Consider the following 18,465-nt stretch of genomic DNA (forward strand, 5'->3'; position numbering starts at 1 on the left):
GACATGAAAATTATCAGTAAACGCAGGGCGATGACGATTTACCGTCAGCATCCGGCCTCCCGCATTTTTCGATACTGCACCGGCAGATACCAGTGGCATGGCAGTGTCTGTCATTACACAGGTCTGGCCGTTCCTGACATTCCCGGCGTGCTGGCGGTATACGCCGAACGCCGCCAGGACCGCAACGGGCCCTATGCCTGTCTGATGAGTATCACTCTGAACTGACAATAAAGGAGGTTATAAATGAGCAACATTACATGGGGCCTGCAGCGGGATACCACACCGCGTTTGGGAGCCCGTCTGGTACAGGAGGGGAACCAACTGCATTATCTGGCTGACCGGGCCAGTATCACCGGTAAATTCAGTGACGCCGAATGCCGGAAGCTGGATGAAACATTCCCGCACTTTATCAGCCAAATGGAATCGATGCTGACCACTGGTGAAATGAATCTCCGCCATGCCCATTGCGTCATCCTGTATCACAACGGTTTCACCTGCGAAGCCGACACTCTTGGCAGTTGCGGCTATGTATATATCGCCGTCTATCCCACTCAACGCTAAAGAATTTCACGAGAGCAAACATGAAAACTCTACCTGCAACAATTTCGCGGGCGACGAAGCCCTGTCTGTCGCCCGTGGCTGTCTGGCAAATGTTACTGACACGCCTGCTGGAACAGCACTATGGTCTCACCCTCAACGACACACCATTCAGTGAGGAACGTGTTATACAGGAACATATCGATGCCGGTATCACGCTGGCTGATGCCGTGAATTTTCTGGTGGAAAAATACGAACTGGTCCGTATCGACAGGAAGGGATTTAGCTGGCAAGAACAATCCCCTTATATTCGGGCTGTTGATATTTTGCGAGCTCGGCAGACACTAGGTCTTTTACGAGGATCTCATTGAGATAAGATAAAATGAAGTTTTCGAGTACGATATATCTGCAACGGAATCGAACCAAAGACGATTAGTTGTTAGTCAATGAATTCTGTCAAAATAGCTTTTGGGGGCCTTATTGGGGGCCCCTTAATCTAACTAACAACGAATAAACTTTAATTATCAGTATATAAGGCATGCATATTCGAAGTCTGTAGGGGACACCATCTAAATTTCTTCTGAAGCCTACCGAAATCAATAATCCCCTCCTTCTTATCAGCAATAACCCCTTAGTTTTGACTATGCGACATCAACCGATATCACCCCATTTCCACGTAAATAAACGAGCGTTTGGTACCTTCGGGAGTACTTATGCTGTTCAACAAAAATGAGGCCCGTAAAATGCTCTTGGGTACACGTCGAAAGACAAAGCCTATCAGCTCACAGGCGGCGGATGGTCGTGTCTCACAATGTTTCAAAGTACTGGCAGATCCCCAAGGAAATGAGGCAATACTGATTGAATCAATTCACTAAGCTAAAGCAATTAAAATATAAATGCATAGGACAATTAGCTGTATGTGAATAAGTTAACGCGCTGACAGAATAAACAAAGAAAAGAAACACATAGGACTTCCTTTATTGTGGAAAAAAAACCTATAATATTGAGTTCATGTTCTCTTTCACAACTCAGTCCAGAGTATCACTCCCCCCTATCATAAAAAATATTGCATCATCTATAGTGGATATTTCCGCATTGAATTTTTATCTACTGCTTACCTGAAAATAAATAGCCTACCATTTACCCTCTTCATGCGATTAATGAGAGAAAACCACAACATATTCCTAATTTATTCAGTATGGATTGCAAATTTTATATTTCCTTAGTAACGTGGCCAGACCAATTCAATTCGTGAATAATCTAAAATATGTTTCCCCACACAAAACTCATTGCCCGAGTGCTATGTCTGTTACTGTTTTGTTCCTTGTTATCAGGTTGTATATCAGTGGGTCTGATGCTCTCTACTGATCGGAATAATGATGTTCATAAGTCAATTTGGAAATCTGATACCATCACCGCGCTCTCTCTAGGAAAGGATAGTAACGGAATAACCGGCTGGGTATTTGTCGGAAAACATTTTGACTACCTGCTAACAAAGGGTGGAAATAGCATTATTGAACTGTTGATGGACCCAACTATCTATCGGGAAAAAATTAAGGTTGCTAACAATGTGCGCTTCTTAATTATTCCAGAGAAAAAAGAATTCGAGGGTGAAATTAAACTAAGCTACACTTGGGTTAATGAAAAAGATAAAGTTTCTGCAATAGGTCATGGCTTTATATGTAAAGACAATGCCAGCACATGTTCGCTATCAATAAACAATTTAAGCGGAACCATCCATCAGAAAAACAGCGATCAGAATGCAGCTAAACTTCTACCTTTTTACCACCCATTTATTGTTGAATTCTATCAGTATAAAACCGACCTAATTGGACCAAGAACGACCTGGGTTCTGTTGCCAGTCACTCTGGCATTAGACATCGTGACGTTACCTTTACAGTTTCTTGTCGTTGCTGTTGCTTCTGGACATTGATATTTTTGTGTGTAGGCATATGCCTACACACAAGAAAAATCACTCTTCTTCGGCAAGCGGTTTTTCATTCACTTTATTCTGAATAGAATCATCATACTCAGCCTGAGAATCCCGCACGTTTTTCTGTACTGATATAGCACCAAATAAACTCAAGAAAAAGGCGATGGCATAGAAGCCTTTTTCGCTCGGCATCAGTCCCGCATTCCACAAACCAATAGCCAATAGAACAATAGAGATGGCAAAAGCGGCAACACAGGAGATGTAATAAATGTGGCTGGTAGGAATACCTTCAATACGATCTCGCACCGTTTTTTGCAACGAAACTGATGCGAACAACCCGAGCAACATCACGGCGAAATAGTACCCTCTTTCGTTCAGCTCCATATCAGAACGCCAGAGACCTATCAAATAAACGACAACGCCACCAGCTAAAGCCAGCCAAGACATGGCATTAAATGCCATAGAAGTATTTTTCAAATCTGTATTCATTAAAAACCTCGATCCTTGTTTATTTCAGAGTTCGGGAGCTATCCGTTTTTCGATCCATATGGGCTAATACACTATCTCTTAGGTAATTTCTGAAATGAATATTTCGGATAACCACCTATTTTTGGTAGTGTAGAAATATTAGAAAGACTGTTGGAAATTAAAGTATGTAACATGATGTTACATATTGGGTATTTAACAAAAACAGCTCCCAAAACAGATTAGAAATAACCTTTCATCGAAAGTCCTTCTAGGCCTTGTGGGATAAGTGTGTTCACTAAATATTCAACCCCATTTACACATTGGCATTGAACAAAATGTAACCTAATGGAAGAAAAGTCTGATTTTCACTTTTGATAAAGATTAGAGCCGGTACATGGCTGAGCCATACTGAAATATCATGAGCGCCTTAAGCTGTAGATATTTTATTTCTTGCTTAAATGAAGATTATTGATTTTTTCAAAACACATATCTGTCTTATGCAATCACAAAATTTCTTGAAGGCTAAGGAAATTAACTACGCTTATATGTTATCTATCTGAATCTACGTATAATCTGCCTAGCCCTGAGTCAATACTTTTGCGATCTAAATACGCAGCGTCACCTTCACCAAAAATTTGAGCCTAAGCATCGGGGTTAGAACATTGTTTCGAATTGACATTCGTATTAGTCGCAGCATATTCCGCGGATAACGAATAGGAGCTTCATCCATTTTCCACCCTCGTTTTTCCCTCCACCGCCTAGTGCTTTCAAGCATTAGATTTTTATCGTCACCGAATGGCTAAATGCTTCTCAGATGCAAAAACCATCGCTCGCCAAAATGTAAATATGAAACGCTAATATCACACTCTTCGCGCTTTGTGAGTAAAAACCAGAAGTTAGCATCCACCAGCAGTAGAACTAATTTACAGTCCTAATTGAGCATTTAGCGTTGCAGGTGTCTCCTCAACACCTCAATCTCTAGTCACCAGAAGCACTTAAGCGCCAGTGGGACTGGGAGATTTTTTACCGTGTAGATCCCCCACTTATTTTTTCACTAAAAATGGGAAAAACAGGCAGAATATAGTCGAGATCGACCACTGCCTACACGGCAATCCTTTCTAGATCGTGAATCAATGCTTTTTGCCCATTGATTAGCCCCCATCCCTCCATTCAAATTCCCTTTGCATCGACATTAATTACCTCAAACTGAATAAGTCATCCGATGAGTAGCTTATAAAACCAAATTAAAACCCTAAAAAAACCAATATAACCAGATGATAAAATTATAAAACAAAATTTCAATGATATAAATATCTGACAAGAGTAGGCCTAAGTATACTTTTGCTCAAGAAAACGAAGGCGCACCATAAAGCGCACCAATAATATCTTCACCTCTGGTCATCTAATAATAATCAGCACTAGACAGGTAGAAGAGTTACGCGGTTTTAGCCTGCGTCTGCCGCTGAGCAACATCGCTAAACAAACATCGCTGAACAACAGAGCTCCCTTAATTTGGCCATTGTTCATTCTGTTATACGTATATTGAAGCGCGGAGTATTTCCGTTTTTTAACCATTCGTTTTTAACATAGAACGTAAAAAATGATAGTAGCCTAATTATGATTGTGGAATTTGAATTTTCAAAGGGAATAGACCGCCTCCTTCCTCAATCTATGCAGCTCAATGCCGTAAGTCATATATCGAGATTTGACTCGTTATGCTGCTGACGCTATCGCTAACCTAAGATGAGTTTCATGCTTGATTTGGACATAAACATAAAATGAAAATTACCATGAATGATGACAAGAGACACAACAAGATTTCCATTATTACGGATAACGAATACCTAAAGTTAGGTCTATTCTCCTTACTTGATGATCTTGACCCAAAAATCATCGTCAATAAGGCTATTTTTATTGATGTAGATAGTTTGAAACTTATGTCAGATCTTGGGACTATTTTAAAAAATGCCTATGCAAACCGTACATCAGTGATCCTTATTTGTTCAGCCGGAGATATGTCGATGGTATTAGAGCGATTACCGCATATCGATATTAATGCTCCGCTGTCAGTTTGGATGCGTGATATGCCATCGTTGCTCAGATCAAGCTTAACTTATTACTTCATTAAAGAGTTCAACGATCTTATTTGCGTTAAAAAATTGGGCTCTATGAAAATGGCTATTATTCTTATGGCGAATAAAGGATGGACGTTTAGCCTGATAGCCAGAACGCTAAGAATCTCTCATAAAACGCTTTACCGCTACACGGGTGGGCTTGTCTCATATTTTAATGTGAAAAATATCAACTTCTTATTTTATTTTTTGAGAGCGAGATTCCCTCCCTCTTATTTTGATTCGCGTTTTGGTGACTATTCACCAAGAACGCCGTTGTTGTCATTCGTCGCAGGGAAAGTTCTCCCACAAAGCCCGGCGCGAGTCGCACCACACTTGACCCAACCGTAGCCAATACTGGCCGTTTATTAATGATTTTTTCATGATGTAATTAAGGAGCTATTTTATATGAACATGGGTTCATCAAAATTATTGATCTTGGGATCAATCTGTCTGTTGGCTGCATGCTCAACTCAGCCTACAAAGAAGCCTCAGAGCAACAACCATAAAACAGCTGCGGCAACGACTGGGTATACAAATGCAAATACACCAACGGATAATTATATTGCAAAACGCACCGCGAATTTGACCGGTATCACTTTGGCCTCAACCAATAATGTTTGTGTTGACCACTTTAATTTCCTCAGAGAGACACAGGCTTCTCAGTATCAAAAATATACCAAAGACTATGGTGACATTGGCAAAGGATACCGTTTCTTGAACGTCAATAAAAACATTATGGATAACGACGCCAAAGAAGTTTATACCATGTCGCTTGAAATGAAATTAGATACATTGTGTTCAAAAGTGCAATACACCGGATATTCCGTTGTTAAAGGAAAAATAAAAGAACTCGCCGGAATTTAATTCCACATAAAAATAGATTTCTAGCAAGAGCCCTTCTTTTAAGAAGATAGGGCTCTTTGTGTATTTCATAAAAATATTACATTGGTATTCGTTATGAGAAAAATAATTTCACCTAGAGGGATGAAAATAACCTCTTGGGGGATAATCTTTATTCAGGTTCTTACACCATTGTTAATTTCCGCCAGCTCTGTTGCTCGGGCCACTGAATATAACAATATGGAGGAGACAATTCTTGGGCTGCAATCCGTCGTTGATAATAATGCGAAAACGATCATTCAGCCGACGTCCCCTCTAATAACGAAAGAAAAAAAGAACCTACCAGCGTTAACCACAACGCCAGAATTTCAATCTCTTTTTCCGCCGGAAACAACTCCGACGCCATCAATTCCCGAAAACATAACACCAGAACAGCCTTTATCTCATTTGCCCTCTCTCGGCAGCGATGCTGCTTCTCGTGATTCAGCGCCAGCCGCCGATCTCACGGGTAATGCAATGCAAGCAGGGCAAATTATCTCCAGTGATAACGTCACCAATGCATCAATTAATTATGCTAAAAGCATTGGCGAGGGATTAATTAATCAGCAAATCAACGATTGGCTGAACCAAAAAGGTACCGCGCGCGTTAGCGTAGGTTCTGATAATAAAATTGCGGGCGATATGTTACTTCCCATCATCGGGGATAATGACAGCCTGTTCTTCTCTCAGGTTGGGCTTCACGGAAATGAAGACCGAAATACCGCTAACTTAGGCCTCGGCTATCGTCAGTATATTGGCGATTGGATGTACGGGATTAATACCTTCTACGACTACGATTACACCGGCAAAAATGCGCGACTTGGCGTTGGCGGCGAAGCGTGGACCGATTATTTGAAACTGGCGGTTAATGGCTACTATGGCTTAACCGACTGGCATCAATCTCATCTCTCGGACATGAAGGATTACGATGAACGCCCTGCCAATGGCTTCGACCTACGTGCGGAAGCCTACTTGCCGTCATACCCTCAACTTGGGGCGAATATCAAATATGAACAGTACTTCGGCAAAGGGATCGATCTCGGCACAGGCACAAATCCAGATGATTTAAAAAATAATCCCAAAGCCCTGACGCTAGGTTTGAACTATACGCCGGTGCCATTAGTCACCATTAAAGGCGAACACTCCGTGGGTGATAAAGATGATAGCCGCATTGGACTAGACATCAACTATCGCTTTGGTGTGCCTTGGGCGCAGCAAATCAGCGCAGACTCCGTTGACGCACTCCGCAGCCTGATGGGCAGCATGTATGAGTTTGTCGATCGTAACTATGAAATTGTAATGCAGTACCGCAAGCAGGATTTGCTGCGCATTTCCCTGCCGAATAAAGTGACGGCCAAAGCGGCGGAAACCATCATCCTTCCATTGACGGTTTCTAAAGCCAAATACGGCCTGAAAGACGTTGACTGGACGGCATCAGCAGAATTCCTCGCGAACGGTGGTTCATTCCGGAAATTATCGTTAACGCAATTGGAAGTTAAATTACCGCCATACGTCTATACCAAACGCGCGAATGCTGCTCAGGGTTACGTGATTAAAGCCGTTGGCGTCGATAACAATGGTAATAATTCGAATACTGCGGCAACTACGATTAACGTGGAGCCTTCTAAGAATATAATTAGTGAATTGGCGATTACCCCATCAGGTTCGGTTCCGGCCAATGATTCTGATTACTTCACCGTAACGGCCTTTGTTCGCGATGAACAAAGCCAGCCGATGGTGGCTGAGCCTATCACTTTTGATATTGATAACCTTAAAGGCGCAGACGGGCGCTCAGCGGCCACATTATTTAAAGATGGACGTTCCAGCCCTCAATCGTTGACGGTTAACACCGACGGCAACGGTAAAGCGACGGTCTTCGTTCGGAGCAAACTGGCGAAAATCGGCGTCATTACGGCCACCATGAATAATGGTAACTATAAGTCGGGTCAGGTTGAATTTATTGCCGACGCGGCTTCCGCGCAGATCAGTGCGTTAGAAATCATTAAAAACCACGCGCTAGCCGATGGGCAAAGCACCAACAAACTGCAAGCCACGGTAAAAGATGCCAACGGCAACGCGCTTGCCAATGTGCAGGTCGGTTTAGATGCAACGCACAATGCCAGCCTAGTGAATGGTTCAACGATGATGACCGATTCCGAAGGTCAGGCCATGGTGTTAGTCACCAATGCCATCGTCGGTGATAGCACCATTACGGCACGCATTAACGGCAGCGCCAAAACCCAAGCGGTAACGTTTATTGCAGACAAATCAACGTCTGTGATTAGACAAGGTGATATGACCGCGACCCAGGACGCTATCGCCAACGGCACTGCAACCAACAAGATTACCGCCAAAATCACCGATGCCAATGCGAATACCGTTTCCGATGTCACGGTACATTTCACCGTCAGCAACGGGGCCAAAATCACCACGGTGAAAGGCGTGACTGGCGATGATGGTATTGCTACGGCGACGGTGACCAGCCTCAAGGCGGATACCTATACCGTAACGGCGCGAATTCAAGAATCAGGAAATAGCGCTCAAGCGGATACTCGCTTTATTGCTGATAGTTCAACTGCAACCATCACCGATAGTAATTTAACCATCGATCCGAACGGCGCATTGGCCAACGGCGTAAACACCGACAACGTAGCCGTTATCGTTACCGACGCCAATAATAACCTTGTGCCAAATGCTACGGTGAATTTCGTTGTCGCATCTGGCGCAACCATTACCACAGTTATCGGCACCACCGGAGCAGACGGCAAGGCGACCGCAACGGTCACCAGCAGCACATCCGGCAAATACGCCGTCACGGCGACGGTTAACGGGCATTCAGCCAGCAAAGACGCGGTATTTGTTGCCGATAGCGGCACAGCGACCATTACGTCTGGCGATCTGAAAGTCACCGTCGATAATGCGTTGGCCAACGGAACCGCGATGAATGCGGTGCAAGCCAAAGTAACCGATGCGCATGGCAACACCGTTCCCAACGTTACGGTGAATTTTACCGCTGACCACGGCGCAATCGTCACCACCGCATCAGCGGTAACAGACGCCAGCGGCTTGGCCAGCACGACCCTCAGCAATATCACGTCGGGAACAACCAACATTGTTGCCGCCATTAACGGCACAAACCAGAATGTAAATACTAACTTCGCTCCGGACGATTCAACGGCAACGATCACCAAGGGCAACCTCGTCGTTATCCAGAATAACGCCAAGGCCAACGGAAGTGATGCCAACTCGGTACAGGCGAAAGTTACTGACGCCCATGGAAATCTGGTACCAAATGCCACGGTTAACTTTAGCGCTAATCATGGTGCCACCGTCGTTACGGCATCAGCGATCACCAATGCGCAGGGTCTTGCCAGCACTGAGCTGACCAATACCCAGTCCGGTGCCGCTACCGTCACGGCGAAAATTAACGCTCAGAGTATCGCCGTTGATACTCAGTTTGTGGCCGATGGTTCAACGGCGGTTATTGTCAAAGGCGATCTAACAGTCACCGCTGATAATGCCAAAGCCGATGGACATGCAACCAATGCGGTACAGGCGAAAGTCACGGATGCGAACGGAAACCTTGTGCCCAATGCGTCGGTCAGTTTCAGCGCGGATAACGGAGCGACTATCGCAACGGCCACCGCCACCACCAACGATCAGGGCTTAGCAACGACATCGCTCACCAACTTGACGACCGGCGTAGCTAAGGTTACCGCAACCATTAATAGCAGCAGCCAAGTCGTAAACACTCACTTCGTGGCTGATGATGGCACCGCAACGATTGTCAGTGGCAATCTCACCGTTCTGGTGAATAACGCCAAGGCCAACGGCGCAGACACCAACTCGGTTCAGGCGAAAGTCACAGATGCCAATGGTAACCTCGTTCCAAATACCGTGGTTAGCTTCACGGCAAATCATGGCGCAACGGTGATCACGGCTTCTGCTACCACCAATGAAAACGGCCTAGCAACGACAACGCTGACCAACGTGAGCGCGGGGGTCACCAACGTTTCCGCCGCGATCAACGGGAATAGCCAGAATATCGACACCACGTTTGTGGCCGACGATAGCACCTCGACGATTGTTAAAGGTGACTTAACGGTTATCATCAACAACGCTAAAGCCAACGGTACGGACAGCAACAAAGTTCAAGCCAAAGTGACAGACGCCAATGGCAACCTGGTTCCTAATACGCCGGTCAGCTTTACGGCGAATAACGGCGCAACGGTGGTGACCGCATTAGTCACCACGGATAGCCAAGGGTTAGCAAGCACTTCCCTCACCAACCTCACGGCAGGCATCACCAAAGTGATCGCAACGGTCAACGCCAATAGCCAAAATGTTGATACAACCTTTGCCGCCGATGACAGCACGGCAACCATTGTCAGCGGCGATCTCACTATCACCATTAACAATGCAAAAGCCAACGGCACCGACGCGAATAAGGTTCAGGCGAAAGTCACCGACGCCAATGGCAACCTGGTTCCTAATACCGCAGTCAGTTTCACCGCCGACAATGGCGCAACGATTGCCACAGCGTCAGCCATGACGAATGGTCAAGGCTTAGCAAGTTCCACCCTGACTAACGTCAAGGCTGGAATCACCACCGTCACCGCAACCATTAATGGCGATAGCCAAAACGTGGCGACCACCTTCGTGGCTGACGACAGCACGTCAACGATAACCAGCGCTAACTTAACGGTCACCGTGAACAATGCGAAGGCCGATGGCGTTGATATCAATACGGTGCAGGCTAAGGTTACCGATGCGCAGGGAAACTCGGTTCCTAACGCAACGGTCAGTTTCACGGCCAATAACGGCGCAGGCGTCGCGACGTCATCCGTCACAACCGATGCTCAAGGACTTGCCAGTACCAACCTGACCAACGTGACAGCCGGCATCACCAAAGTGACTGCAGCCATCAACGGCGCAAGTCAAACGGTTGACACGTCCTTTGAGGCTGATGGCGGAACTTCAACCATCACCGATGGCAATCTAACCGTAACGCTTAACAACGCCAAAGCCGATGGCTCAGCCACCAATGCGGTTCAAGCAAAAGTGACCGATGCCAAAGGCAACGCGGTTCCTAATGTTGATGTCAGCTTCAGTGCCAATAATGGCGCCACGGTTATCACTGCAACGGCCACCACTAATGCTCAAGGCTTAGCGAGCACGACGCTGACCAACGTTACCGCGGGCACCACCAAAGTAACGGCGGCTATCAACGGCAATCGCCAAAGCGTTAACACGACGTTTATCGCCGATGATGGTACCTCCACCATTACTGATGGCAACCTGACCGTGACCGTCAATAATGCCAAAGCAAATGGTTCGGCAACCAATGAGGTTCAAGCAAAAGTTACCGATGCCAACGGCAACACGGTGCCAAACGTTGAGGTAAGTTTCTCTGCTAACAACGGTGCATCGATTATTGATGCCGCCGTAATGACCAACGAAAACGGCGTAGCGGTAACCACCCTCACTAACGTGACCGCGGGAAATACCAAGGTCACCGCAGTGATTAACGGAGCGAACCAAACCGTTGATACCACCTTTGTCGCGGATGACACGACCGGCACCATCGTCAGCGGCAATTTAACGGTCACCGCAGATAATGCGAAAGCTAACGGCATCGCCACCAATGCCGTTCAGGCCAAAGTAACCGACGCCAATGGCAACCTTGTACCAAACACCATGGTGAGTTTCACCGCCACTAACGGCGCAACGGTCACTACCGCCTCGGCAACCACTAACGCTCAGGGATTAGCAAGTACCACTCTCACTAACGTGAAAGCGGGCGTGACCAAAGTGACAGCCACGATTAACGGCGATAGCCAGACGGTAGATACCACGTTTATCGCGGATGACACCACCGGCACCATCGTGAGTGGCGCGCTGACCGTTATCGTCAACAACGCCAAAGCCAACGGTACCGACAGTAACAAAGTTCAGGCTACGGTCACCGATGCTAACGGAAACCTTGTACCAAATACCGTGGTCACCTTCGCGGCAGATAGCGGCGCAACGGTCACCACCGCGTCGGCAACCACGAACGCACAAGGGTTAGCAAGTACGATGCTCACCAATGTGCAAGCGGGGATCACCAAAGTCACTGCGAGCATTAATAGCAGCAGCCAAACGGTCGATACCACGTTTGTGGCCGACGATAGCACCGGAACCATCGTCGCGGGTGATTTAACGGTTACGGTCAATAACGCTAAAGCCAACGGTTCAGACACCAACGCCGTTCAAGCCAAAGTGACAGATGCCAACGGCAACCTGGTTCCAAATACGGCAGTCACCTTTGCAGCCAACAACGGCGCAACGGTCACCACCGTATCGGCAACCACGGACGCCCAAGGGCTGGCTAGCACCACGCTGACCAACGTCAAATCGGGGATCACCAAGGTTACCGCCACCATTAATGGCAATAGCCAAAACGTGGATACCACCTTTGTCGCCGACGACAGTACCAGCACCATTGTGGATGGCGCGTTAACGATCACCGTTGATAATGCCAAAGCCAACGGCACAGACACCAACAAGGTTCTGGCTACGGTGACGGATGCCAATGGCAACCGAGTACCCAATACCACCGTTAGCTTCTCGGCAGACAATGGCGCTGCGATTACCACCGCAACGGTAACCACCGATGGCCAAGGTTTAGCGGCAACTACCCTCACCAACGTGAAGGCAGGGATCACCAAAGTCACTGCCGCGATTAACGGAAACAGCCAAACGGTAGACACCACGTTTGTGGCCGACGACAGCACCGGTACCATTGTGAGCGGTAACTTAACGATCACGGTAAATAATGCTAAAGCTGACGGCACGGAAACCAACGCGGTTCAGGCTAAGGTTACCGATGCCAATGGCAACCTTGTTCCGAATACAACGGTCAGCTTCTCAGCTAATAACGGCGCAACGGTGACGACCGCATCGGCAACTACCAACGCTCAAGGACTCGCCAGCACCACGCTAACCAACGTTAAATCGGGGATCACCAAGGTCACTGCTAGCATTAACGGCAATAGCCAAAGTGTGGATACCACCTTCGTGGCCGATGACACAACGTCTACCATTGTGAGCGGTGACTTAACGGTGACCATCAATAATGCCAAAGCCAACGGCACGGACAGCAACAAAGTTCAAGCCAAGGTAACGGACGCCAATGGGAACCGAGTGCCGAATACCGCCGTCAGCTTCGTAGCAGACAACGGTGCAACGGTCATCACCGCATCGGTCACTACCGACGATCAAGGTCTGGCAAGCACCACGCTGACCAACATCAAAGCAGGGATCACCAAAGTCACGGCAACGGTTAACGGCAATAGCCAAACGGTAGACACCACGTTTGTGGCCGACGACGGCACCGCGACCATCGTGAACGGCGACTTAACGGTTACCATTAACAACGCCAAAGCCAACGGCACGGACAGCAACAAAGTTCAAGCCAAGGTAACGGATGCCAATGGCAACCTCGTGCCAAATACCGCAGTTAGCTTTGCGGCAGATAACGGTGCAACGGTCATTACCGCATCAGTGACAACCGACAGCCAAGGTTTAGCGAGCACCACGCTCACCAATATCAAAGCTGGCGTTACCAAAGTCACCGCCACCATCAATGGTAACAACCAAACGGTAGATACCACGTTCGTGGCCGATGACAGCACGTCCACCATCGTAAGCGGTGATTTGACGGTAACCGTGGACAACGCCAAAGCCGATGGCACTGCCACCAATAAGGTGCAGGCCAAAGTCACGGATGCGAATGGAAACCTAGTACCTAATGTTAACGTCAGTTTCACGGCGGATAACGGCGCAACGGTAACAACGGCATCGGCAAGCACGGATGCGCAAGGTCTAGCAACCACCACGCTGACCAACATCACGGCGGGTATAACAAAAGTCACAGCGGCAATTAACGGTCATAACCAAACGGTAGATACCACCTTTGTAGCGGATATCACTACTGCAACGGTAACTACCGTCACGCTCGACGACAGCGTGACCGATAAAATAGCCAACGGGACCGATTTCTTTACCTATACCGCTATTGTTAAAGACGCGCATGACAACCTCGTTCCAAATGCAACGGTGAACTGGTCTCAGGACAAAGGTAATACCGTAACATTACAGGCTGCGAGCAGCGCGACCGACGTCAACGGCAAAGCAGCCATGGTACTGACCAGTACCTCTGCAGAAGCATTATTGGTGCAAGTGTCCGCATCCTTAACAAACGGAACGCCGGTTGACGCCAATCAGAAAGTTAACTTCAAACAACAGCTAGTGAAATTACATGGAGTGACCAAGAACGCAATAAACAATGCCATGATCCCAAATACGAAGATCGAGATATCTTTATCTGAAAATAACGCTAACCCGGAATACTCCGTGACCAGCGGTACCGATGGTAAATACGAGATCAGTATTCCGCAGGGGCTTTATTACGTGAAAGCCAGCGCAACCGGCTTTATCACGTTAGATTCAACGCTCGATATCCAAACGGTTACCGATCAACAGAAGGACTTTGTTCTGTCGCCAAACTTGGATGGAAAAGCGGCGCGTATTGTTCTCACGTGGAATGATACTCCTGCTGACCTTGACTCCTATCTCTGGGTGCCTACTTTGGGAAATCCATCTAGTTTAATTAAGGTTAATTATGGTTCTAAATCACCAGCCGGTGCAGATGCAAAACTTGATGTAGATGCCCAAAAGGGCTATGGACCTGAAACCATCACAGTAGATAGTATGCATCCGGGTGTGTATTGCTACGTTGTCAATAGATTCAGCGCAACACCTGTTGCCTATGGCGGAGCTAAAGTGAAGCTTTATTTATCCGATGGATCATCGCAGGAGTTTAAAATCGAAGATGCAACTGGAACTACTGACAACATGTTGAATTGGACCGTGTTTAAAATTGACACCACATCAGGTCAAACTGACGTCAGAGTAATAAATACGTTAGCAAGTTCAGGTAATAAAGGTGATTGCAAGTAACACTAACGAACGCTAATCACTTAAAGGCATAAAGCTAATGGCGCTAAAATAATTTTAGCGCCATTTTTATGACTAAAAGGAAGTCGATGATTGATAAATACGACTCAATAGAGTCATATTCTAAGGCAGATTAGATATCAGAAAGACCTTTGCGTTTTTCGTTAACTAGAATAAAACTCGAGTACTGAATTTTTGAACACAGTGTCTCTAGCTTCATTTTTAGTTCCATCGTGTACACTTTCTTGGCATCCTTATCCATGATGTTTTTATTTGAGTTGAGAAACTTAAATCCGTCAGTAATCTTATTATAGTCTTCAGCATACTTAGGATATTGGCTAGACTTCTCCTCGCGTAGAAAATTATAATTATCCATACATTTATTGTTCGTAGATGAATAGGAATGACCACCGACAATACTGCTTTTAGGTGGCGTATTCTCTTCCGTTGGCGTTAGCTGACTGTTAGCATAAAAATAATCGTACTCAAGCTCATCTCCTCGATAGTTTTGATTCGTTTTATTCGGCGAAGAACAACCGGACAGAAAAAAAGTTGTTCCTATAAGAAAAAATCCTATCTGTTTTTTATTCATACTATTTCCATTAATGATTAATAGAGGGGTATTGGCAATATCAGTTCATTCAAACAAAATGGGGCATTATGAGGTACAGGCAAACACAAAGTTATTCGCACGACCGAATAAATAGGTGTTTTTAATTTTATGTACACTGATGTTAATTTCTTTTAAGTCTTTATTACGGAAAAACAAAAAATCAAGGATAGGTTCTGGTGAGAAAGACTCATCAACGGAATCATGGAAGTATGTGATCAGTTGAGCATCATAGATAACAATACGTTTAGGTGCCACGACACGATACTTGAAATCAACGCTGCGAATGACATCCTGAGACACGCCATTTTTAGTTAAATAGCCTGTCATTTCGGCATGCCCTTGCATTTTATCATTCAGGCTAAATGAAATATTCCCATCCAGCAGGTCTTTACTTTCGCTATCGCTATAGGAGAACTCGCCATCGCATACAAAATTGTATGATGGCTCATAGATAAAGCATACGTAGATAACTTCAAACGCCAATATGAAAGTAAAAAGGAGCAAAGTGACAATTTTTTTGTTCATTTTATATAGTATCCTTTACAAAAAAAGTATTCGTTTCTTCTTTTATCGACAATACATTCCGCAAGAAATGAACGCCCACTCCCTCGACTTTCTGGCTTTACAATAAATATTCTTTCAGGAATACATCGCACTTCACTGACAGTAATCAGCTTCACTGATGACTCCAACAGATCGCGTGATTGTCCTCGTGTATACTCAGGTAGAACGTTGACGTTACAAGCATCAAACTTCCCGATGTTTACAATGGGCGTATCGAGACTGTAGGTATCATTTTTGTATAAAACGTAGGTAAAAAGCAGCGCAATAAAAACGGCCAGCGCGCTCATTGCCACAGTATAAATATAACTTTTATGATTCTGTTTTAGGTTTTTTTCCTTTTCAGCAACCTTCACAGGTTCAGCGTTACACTCTTTTTCCACACTGATAGAGGCATTTAAACTAAACCCTACCTTTGGAATGGTTTTAATCACCTCATCATCGATACCTAACAAGGAAAATGTTCGTCTAAGAATAGATATGTATTGGTTAAGTGTATTATTAGATGAACGTAATCCTTGCTTATCCCATATATCTTCTAAAATTTGCTCTCTTGAAAGGATTTCACCTTTTTTATTGAGCAATAGACAAAGAAGATTACAGTTAGTAATCGTTAAGTTGATGACTTGCTCAGGGCTTTCTATACTCCAAATTGCACCGTCTGCAGGCTTAAACCTAACCGTCTCATTAATTTTATAAATCATGAATTTTACATTATATTGATTCAATTTATGACACTCATATCAGAGAAAATGAGCTATAAATACAGATAAGGCCCTCTGTTTTATAGTAAACAAGAACGCTGTTATAAAAAGCGTATGAAATGAGATTTTTTCATATTTTCCCTCAATATTTTATCGATAAACCTTTTTACTTTTTCAGCACTTATGAAGTAGTAAGAATCATCTCAAATAAAATCGAGCGGGTAAAACAAGTGATGCGTGTGATTTATACAATTTATAAGAATTTTATTAAAACAATAATTAACCCAAGACAGACAAAAACACCAAATATAAATAAACCAACCTGCAACCTGCGGGTTATTAGTCTGCTTAACATGGTTTTTTTAGAATATATGCAATAATTTGATTGTGAAGTGTTTTTATAGAAAAGAGTGGTTTTTTAGGAAAATTACCGCATTAATCGCCGCCTAAAAATCAATTTCATCATGACTTTTATTTTAGCTTACAGCTCAATTACTGCAATAATTCGAGATATAAATCTACCCTATAATTATATAGGCGACAATTTTCTTCAATCTTAAGCATCTCTATAGTATTTAGTATTAGTTTTAATGAGCATAAGGTGGTGATTGTTCTATGAAGATGTTTTTAGAGGTTTATAAATCACAATATTCAGATATTCCTCCTAAATGAGATAACCAAAAAATCTCACCCTCTCAATTACCTTAAAATATTAACAACATAATTACAACAAAATAATATCATAATTAACAATATCTAATATCACAATAGGCTACCATGATGACTTACTTCAGTTGCTCAATCATCTCTTGGCTGCGATGAATAAAGCTACGACTTCTTTCGCTATCTTCCTGCAACAAGCAAACGAACAACAAGTCGGTAATGGTATTTTGTGCCGTGCGCGCAGAAATAGAAGAGCTACGCCAGCGCGCCTCATCAGCAATGGTATCGAGAACAAAATCAGCCAGCTTTCTGAGTGGGCTATCCTGCAGCGATGTTATCGCTATGATTTTTGCCCCCTTTTCCTGTGCCGCCTGTGCTGCAATAAATATCTCTTTCAGCGCTCCCGAGTAAGAGATAACAATTTGTACATCCCCTTCTCCTAACGATTGAGCAACCGTCATCTGCACATGGCTATCCATTTCATTCATCACGGGATAGCCTATTTTCATCAGTTTATAAGCTAAGTCTTTCGCCACCAGCGATGAGCCGCCCATTCCCATGATCTGCACTCGGCGAGCCGCCTTGATTTCAGCAACCACACTCTCCAACTGCGCCAAATTTACGCTGTCGGTTGTCATCCTCAGAGCCTGTTGCTTCGCTCGAAATAGTTTTTCTGCAATCACTGACGGCGTGTCATGAACATTAATATCGTTATGCAAATGCTGCTCTGATTCAGCGTTCTGCTTGCTTTGCTGCCCCCACTCCTCAATCAAGGCTAATTTAAGGCCAGTAAACCCTTTGAAGCCCAATCGTTGAGCAAATTTCACAATGCTCGACTGGCTGATATTCAAAATGCTGGCGAGCTCTTGCGAAGAACACTGCTTCAACTTATCGGGGTGAGCCAAAATATAATCGGCAATAATGCGTTCACCGGGCGTAAAAGCGTCTTTATTGAGAGTGATTCGTTGTAGGCAGCGCATTTGAACTCGGTCA

General features: G+C 45.0%; 12 protein-coding genes. 7 read left to right on the forward strand and 5 right to left on the reverse strand.

What is annotated here, in order from left to right; genetic code table 11:
- Positions 1-3 precede the first annotated feature (3 nt).
- The 4 genes from RSC70_RS02860 to RSC70_RS02875 all read left to right on the forward strand — a co-directional run bounded on the left by RSC70_RS02860 (position 4) and on the right by RSC70_RS02875 (position 2,470).
- Positions 4-225, forward strand: coding sequence for a DUF987 domain-containing protein (locus RSC70_RS02860; protein ID WP_332541603.1), 222 nt, complete (start codon positions 4-6; stop codon positions 223-225).
- 18 nt (positions 226-243) lie between these two features.
- Positions 244-561 (forward strand): type IV toxin-antitoxin system YeeU family antitoxin, encoded by a 318-nt coding sequence (locus tag RSC70_RS02865; RefSeq protein ID WP_332541605.1) that lies wholly within the window; start codon positions 244-246, stop codon positions 559-561.
- A 20-nt stretch (positions 562-581) separates the two neighbouring features.
- Positions 582-908, forward strand: coding sequence for a TA system toxin CbtA family protein (locus tag RSC70_RS02870; protein WP_180208558.1), 327 nt, complete (start codon positions 582-584; stop codon positions 906-908).
- 896 nt (positions 909-1,804) lie between these two features.
- Entirely contained in the window at positions 1,805-2,470 is a 666-nt protein-coding gene (locus tag RSC70_RS02875; protein ID WP_332541607.1) for a hypothetical protein, read from the forward strand.
- A gap of 39 nt (positions 2,471-2,509) precedes the next feature.
- Here RSC70_RS02875 and yiaA read toward each other — a convergent pair whose 3' ends face one another.
- Positions 2,510-2,959, reverse strand: coding sequence for an inner membrane protein YiaA (gene yiaA, locus RSC70_RS02880; protein ID WP_046457628.1), 450 nt, complete (start codon positions 2,957-2,959; stop codon positions 2,510-2,512).
- A 1,769-nt stretch (positions 2,960-4,728) separates the two neighbouring features.
- On the opposite strand from yiaA, the gene RSC70_RS02885 reads away from it, so the two are divergent.
- The 3 genes from RSC70_RS02885 (at position 4,729) to RSC70_RS02895 (ending at position 14,934) form a co-directional block, all read left to right on the forward strand.
- Entirely contained in the window at positions 4,729-5,400 is a 672-nt protein-coding gene (locus RSC70_RS02885; RefSeq protein ID WP_227719107.1) for a helix-turn-helix domain-containing protein, read from the forward strand.
- 57 nt (positions 5,401-5,457) lie between these two features.
- Positions 5,458-5,916, forward strand: coding sequence for a hypothetical protein (locus RSC70_RS02890; RefSeq protein WP_040045536.1), 459 nt, complete (start codon positions 5,458-5,460; stop codon positions 5,914-5,916).
- Positions 5,917-6,132: 216 nt separating this feature from the next.
- Positions 6,133-14,934, forward strand: coding sequence for an Ig-like domain-containing protein (locus RSC70_RS02895; RefSeq protein WP_332541610.1), 8,802 nt, complete (start codon positions 6,133-6,135; stop codon positions 14,932-14,934).
- A gap of 130 nt (positions 14,935-15,064) precedes the next feature.
- Here RSC70_RS02895 and RSC70_RS02900 read toward each other — a convergent pair whose 3' ends face one another.
- The 4 genes from RSC70_RS02900 to RSC70_RS02915 all read right to left on the reverse strand — a co-directional run bounded on the left by RSC70_RS02900 (position 15,065) and on the right by RSC70_RS02915 (position 18,452).
- Positions 15,065-15,523: a hypothetical protein gene (locus tag RSC70_RS02900; protein ID WP_025797598.1), complete on the reverse strand. Its 459-nt coding sequence runs from the start codon at positions 15,521-15,523 to the stop codon at positions 15,065-15,067.
- Positions 15,524-15,589: 66 nt separating this feature from the next.
- Entirely contained in the window at positions 15,590-16,069 is a 480-nt protein-coding gene (locus RSC70_RS02905) for a hypothetical protein (protein WP_025797596.1), read from the reverse strand.
- Positions 16,066-16,809 (reverse strand): winged helix-turn-helix domain-containing protein, encoded by a 744-nt coding sequence (locus RSC70_RS02910; protein ID WP_282807648.1) that lies wholly within the window; start codon positions 16,807-16,809, stop codon positions 16,066-16,068. The genes RSC70_RS02905 and RSC70_RS02910 overlap by 4 nt, the downstream gene beginning before the upstream one ends.
- A 785-nt stretch (positions 16,810-17,594) precedes the next feature.
- Positions 17,595-18,452: an SIS domain-containing protein gene (locus RSC70_RS02915; RefSeq protein WP_130934215.1), complete on the reverse strand. Its 858-nt coding sequence runs from the start codon at positions 18,450-18,452 to the stop codon at positions 17,595-17,597.
- Positions 18,453-18,465: the final 13 nt, after the last annotated feature.

Source organism: Hafnia sp. (assembly GCF_036648275.1).
Classification (GTDB): Bacteria; Pseudomonadota; Gammaproteobacteria; order Enterobacterales; family Enterobacteriaceae; genus Hafnia; species Hafnia alvei.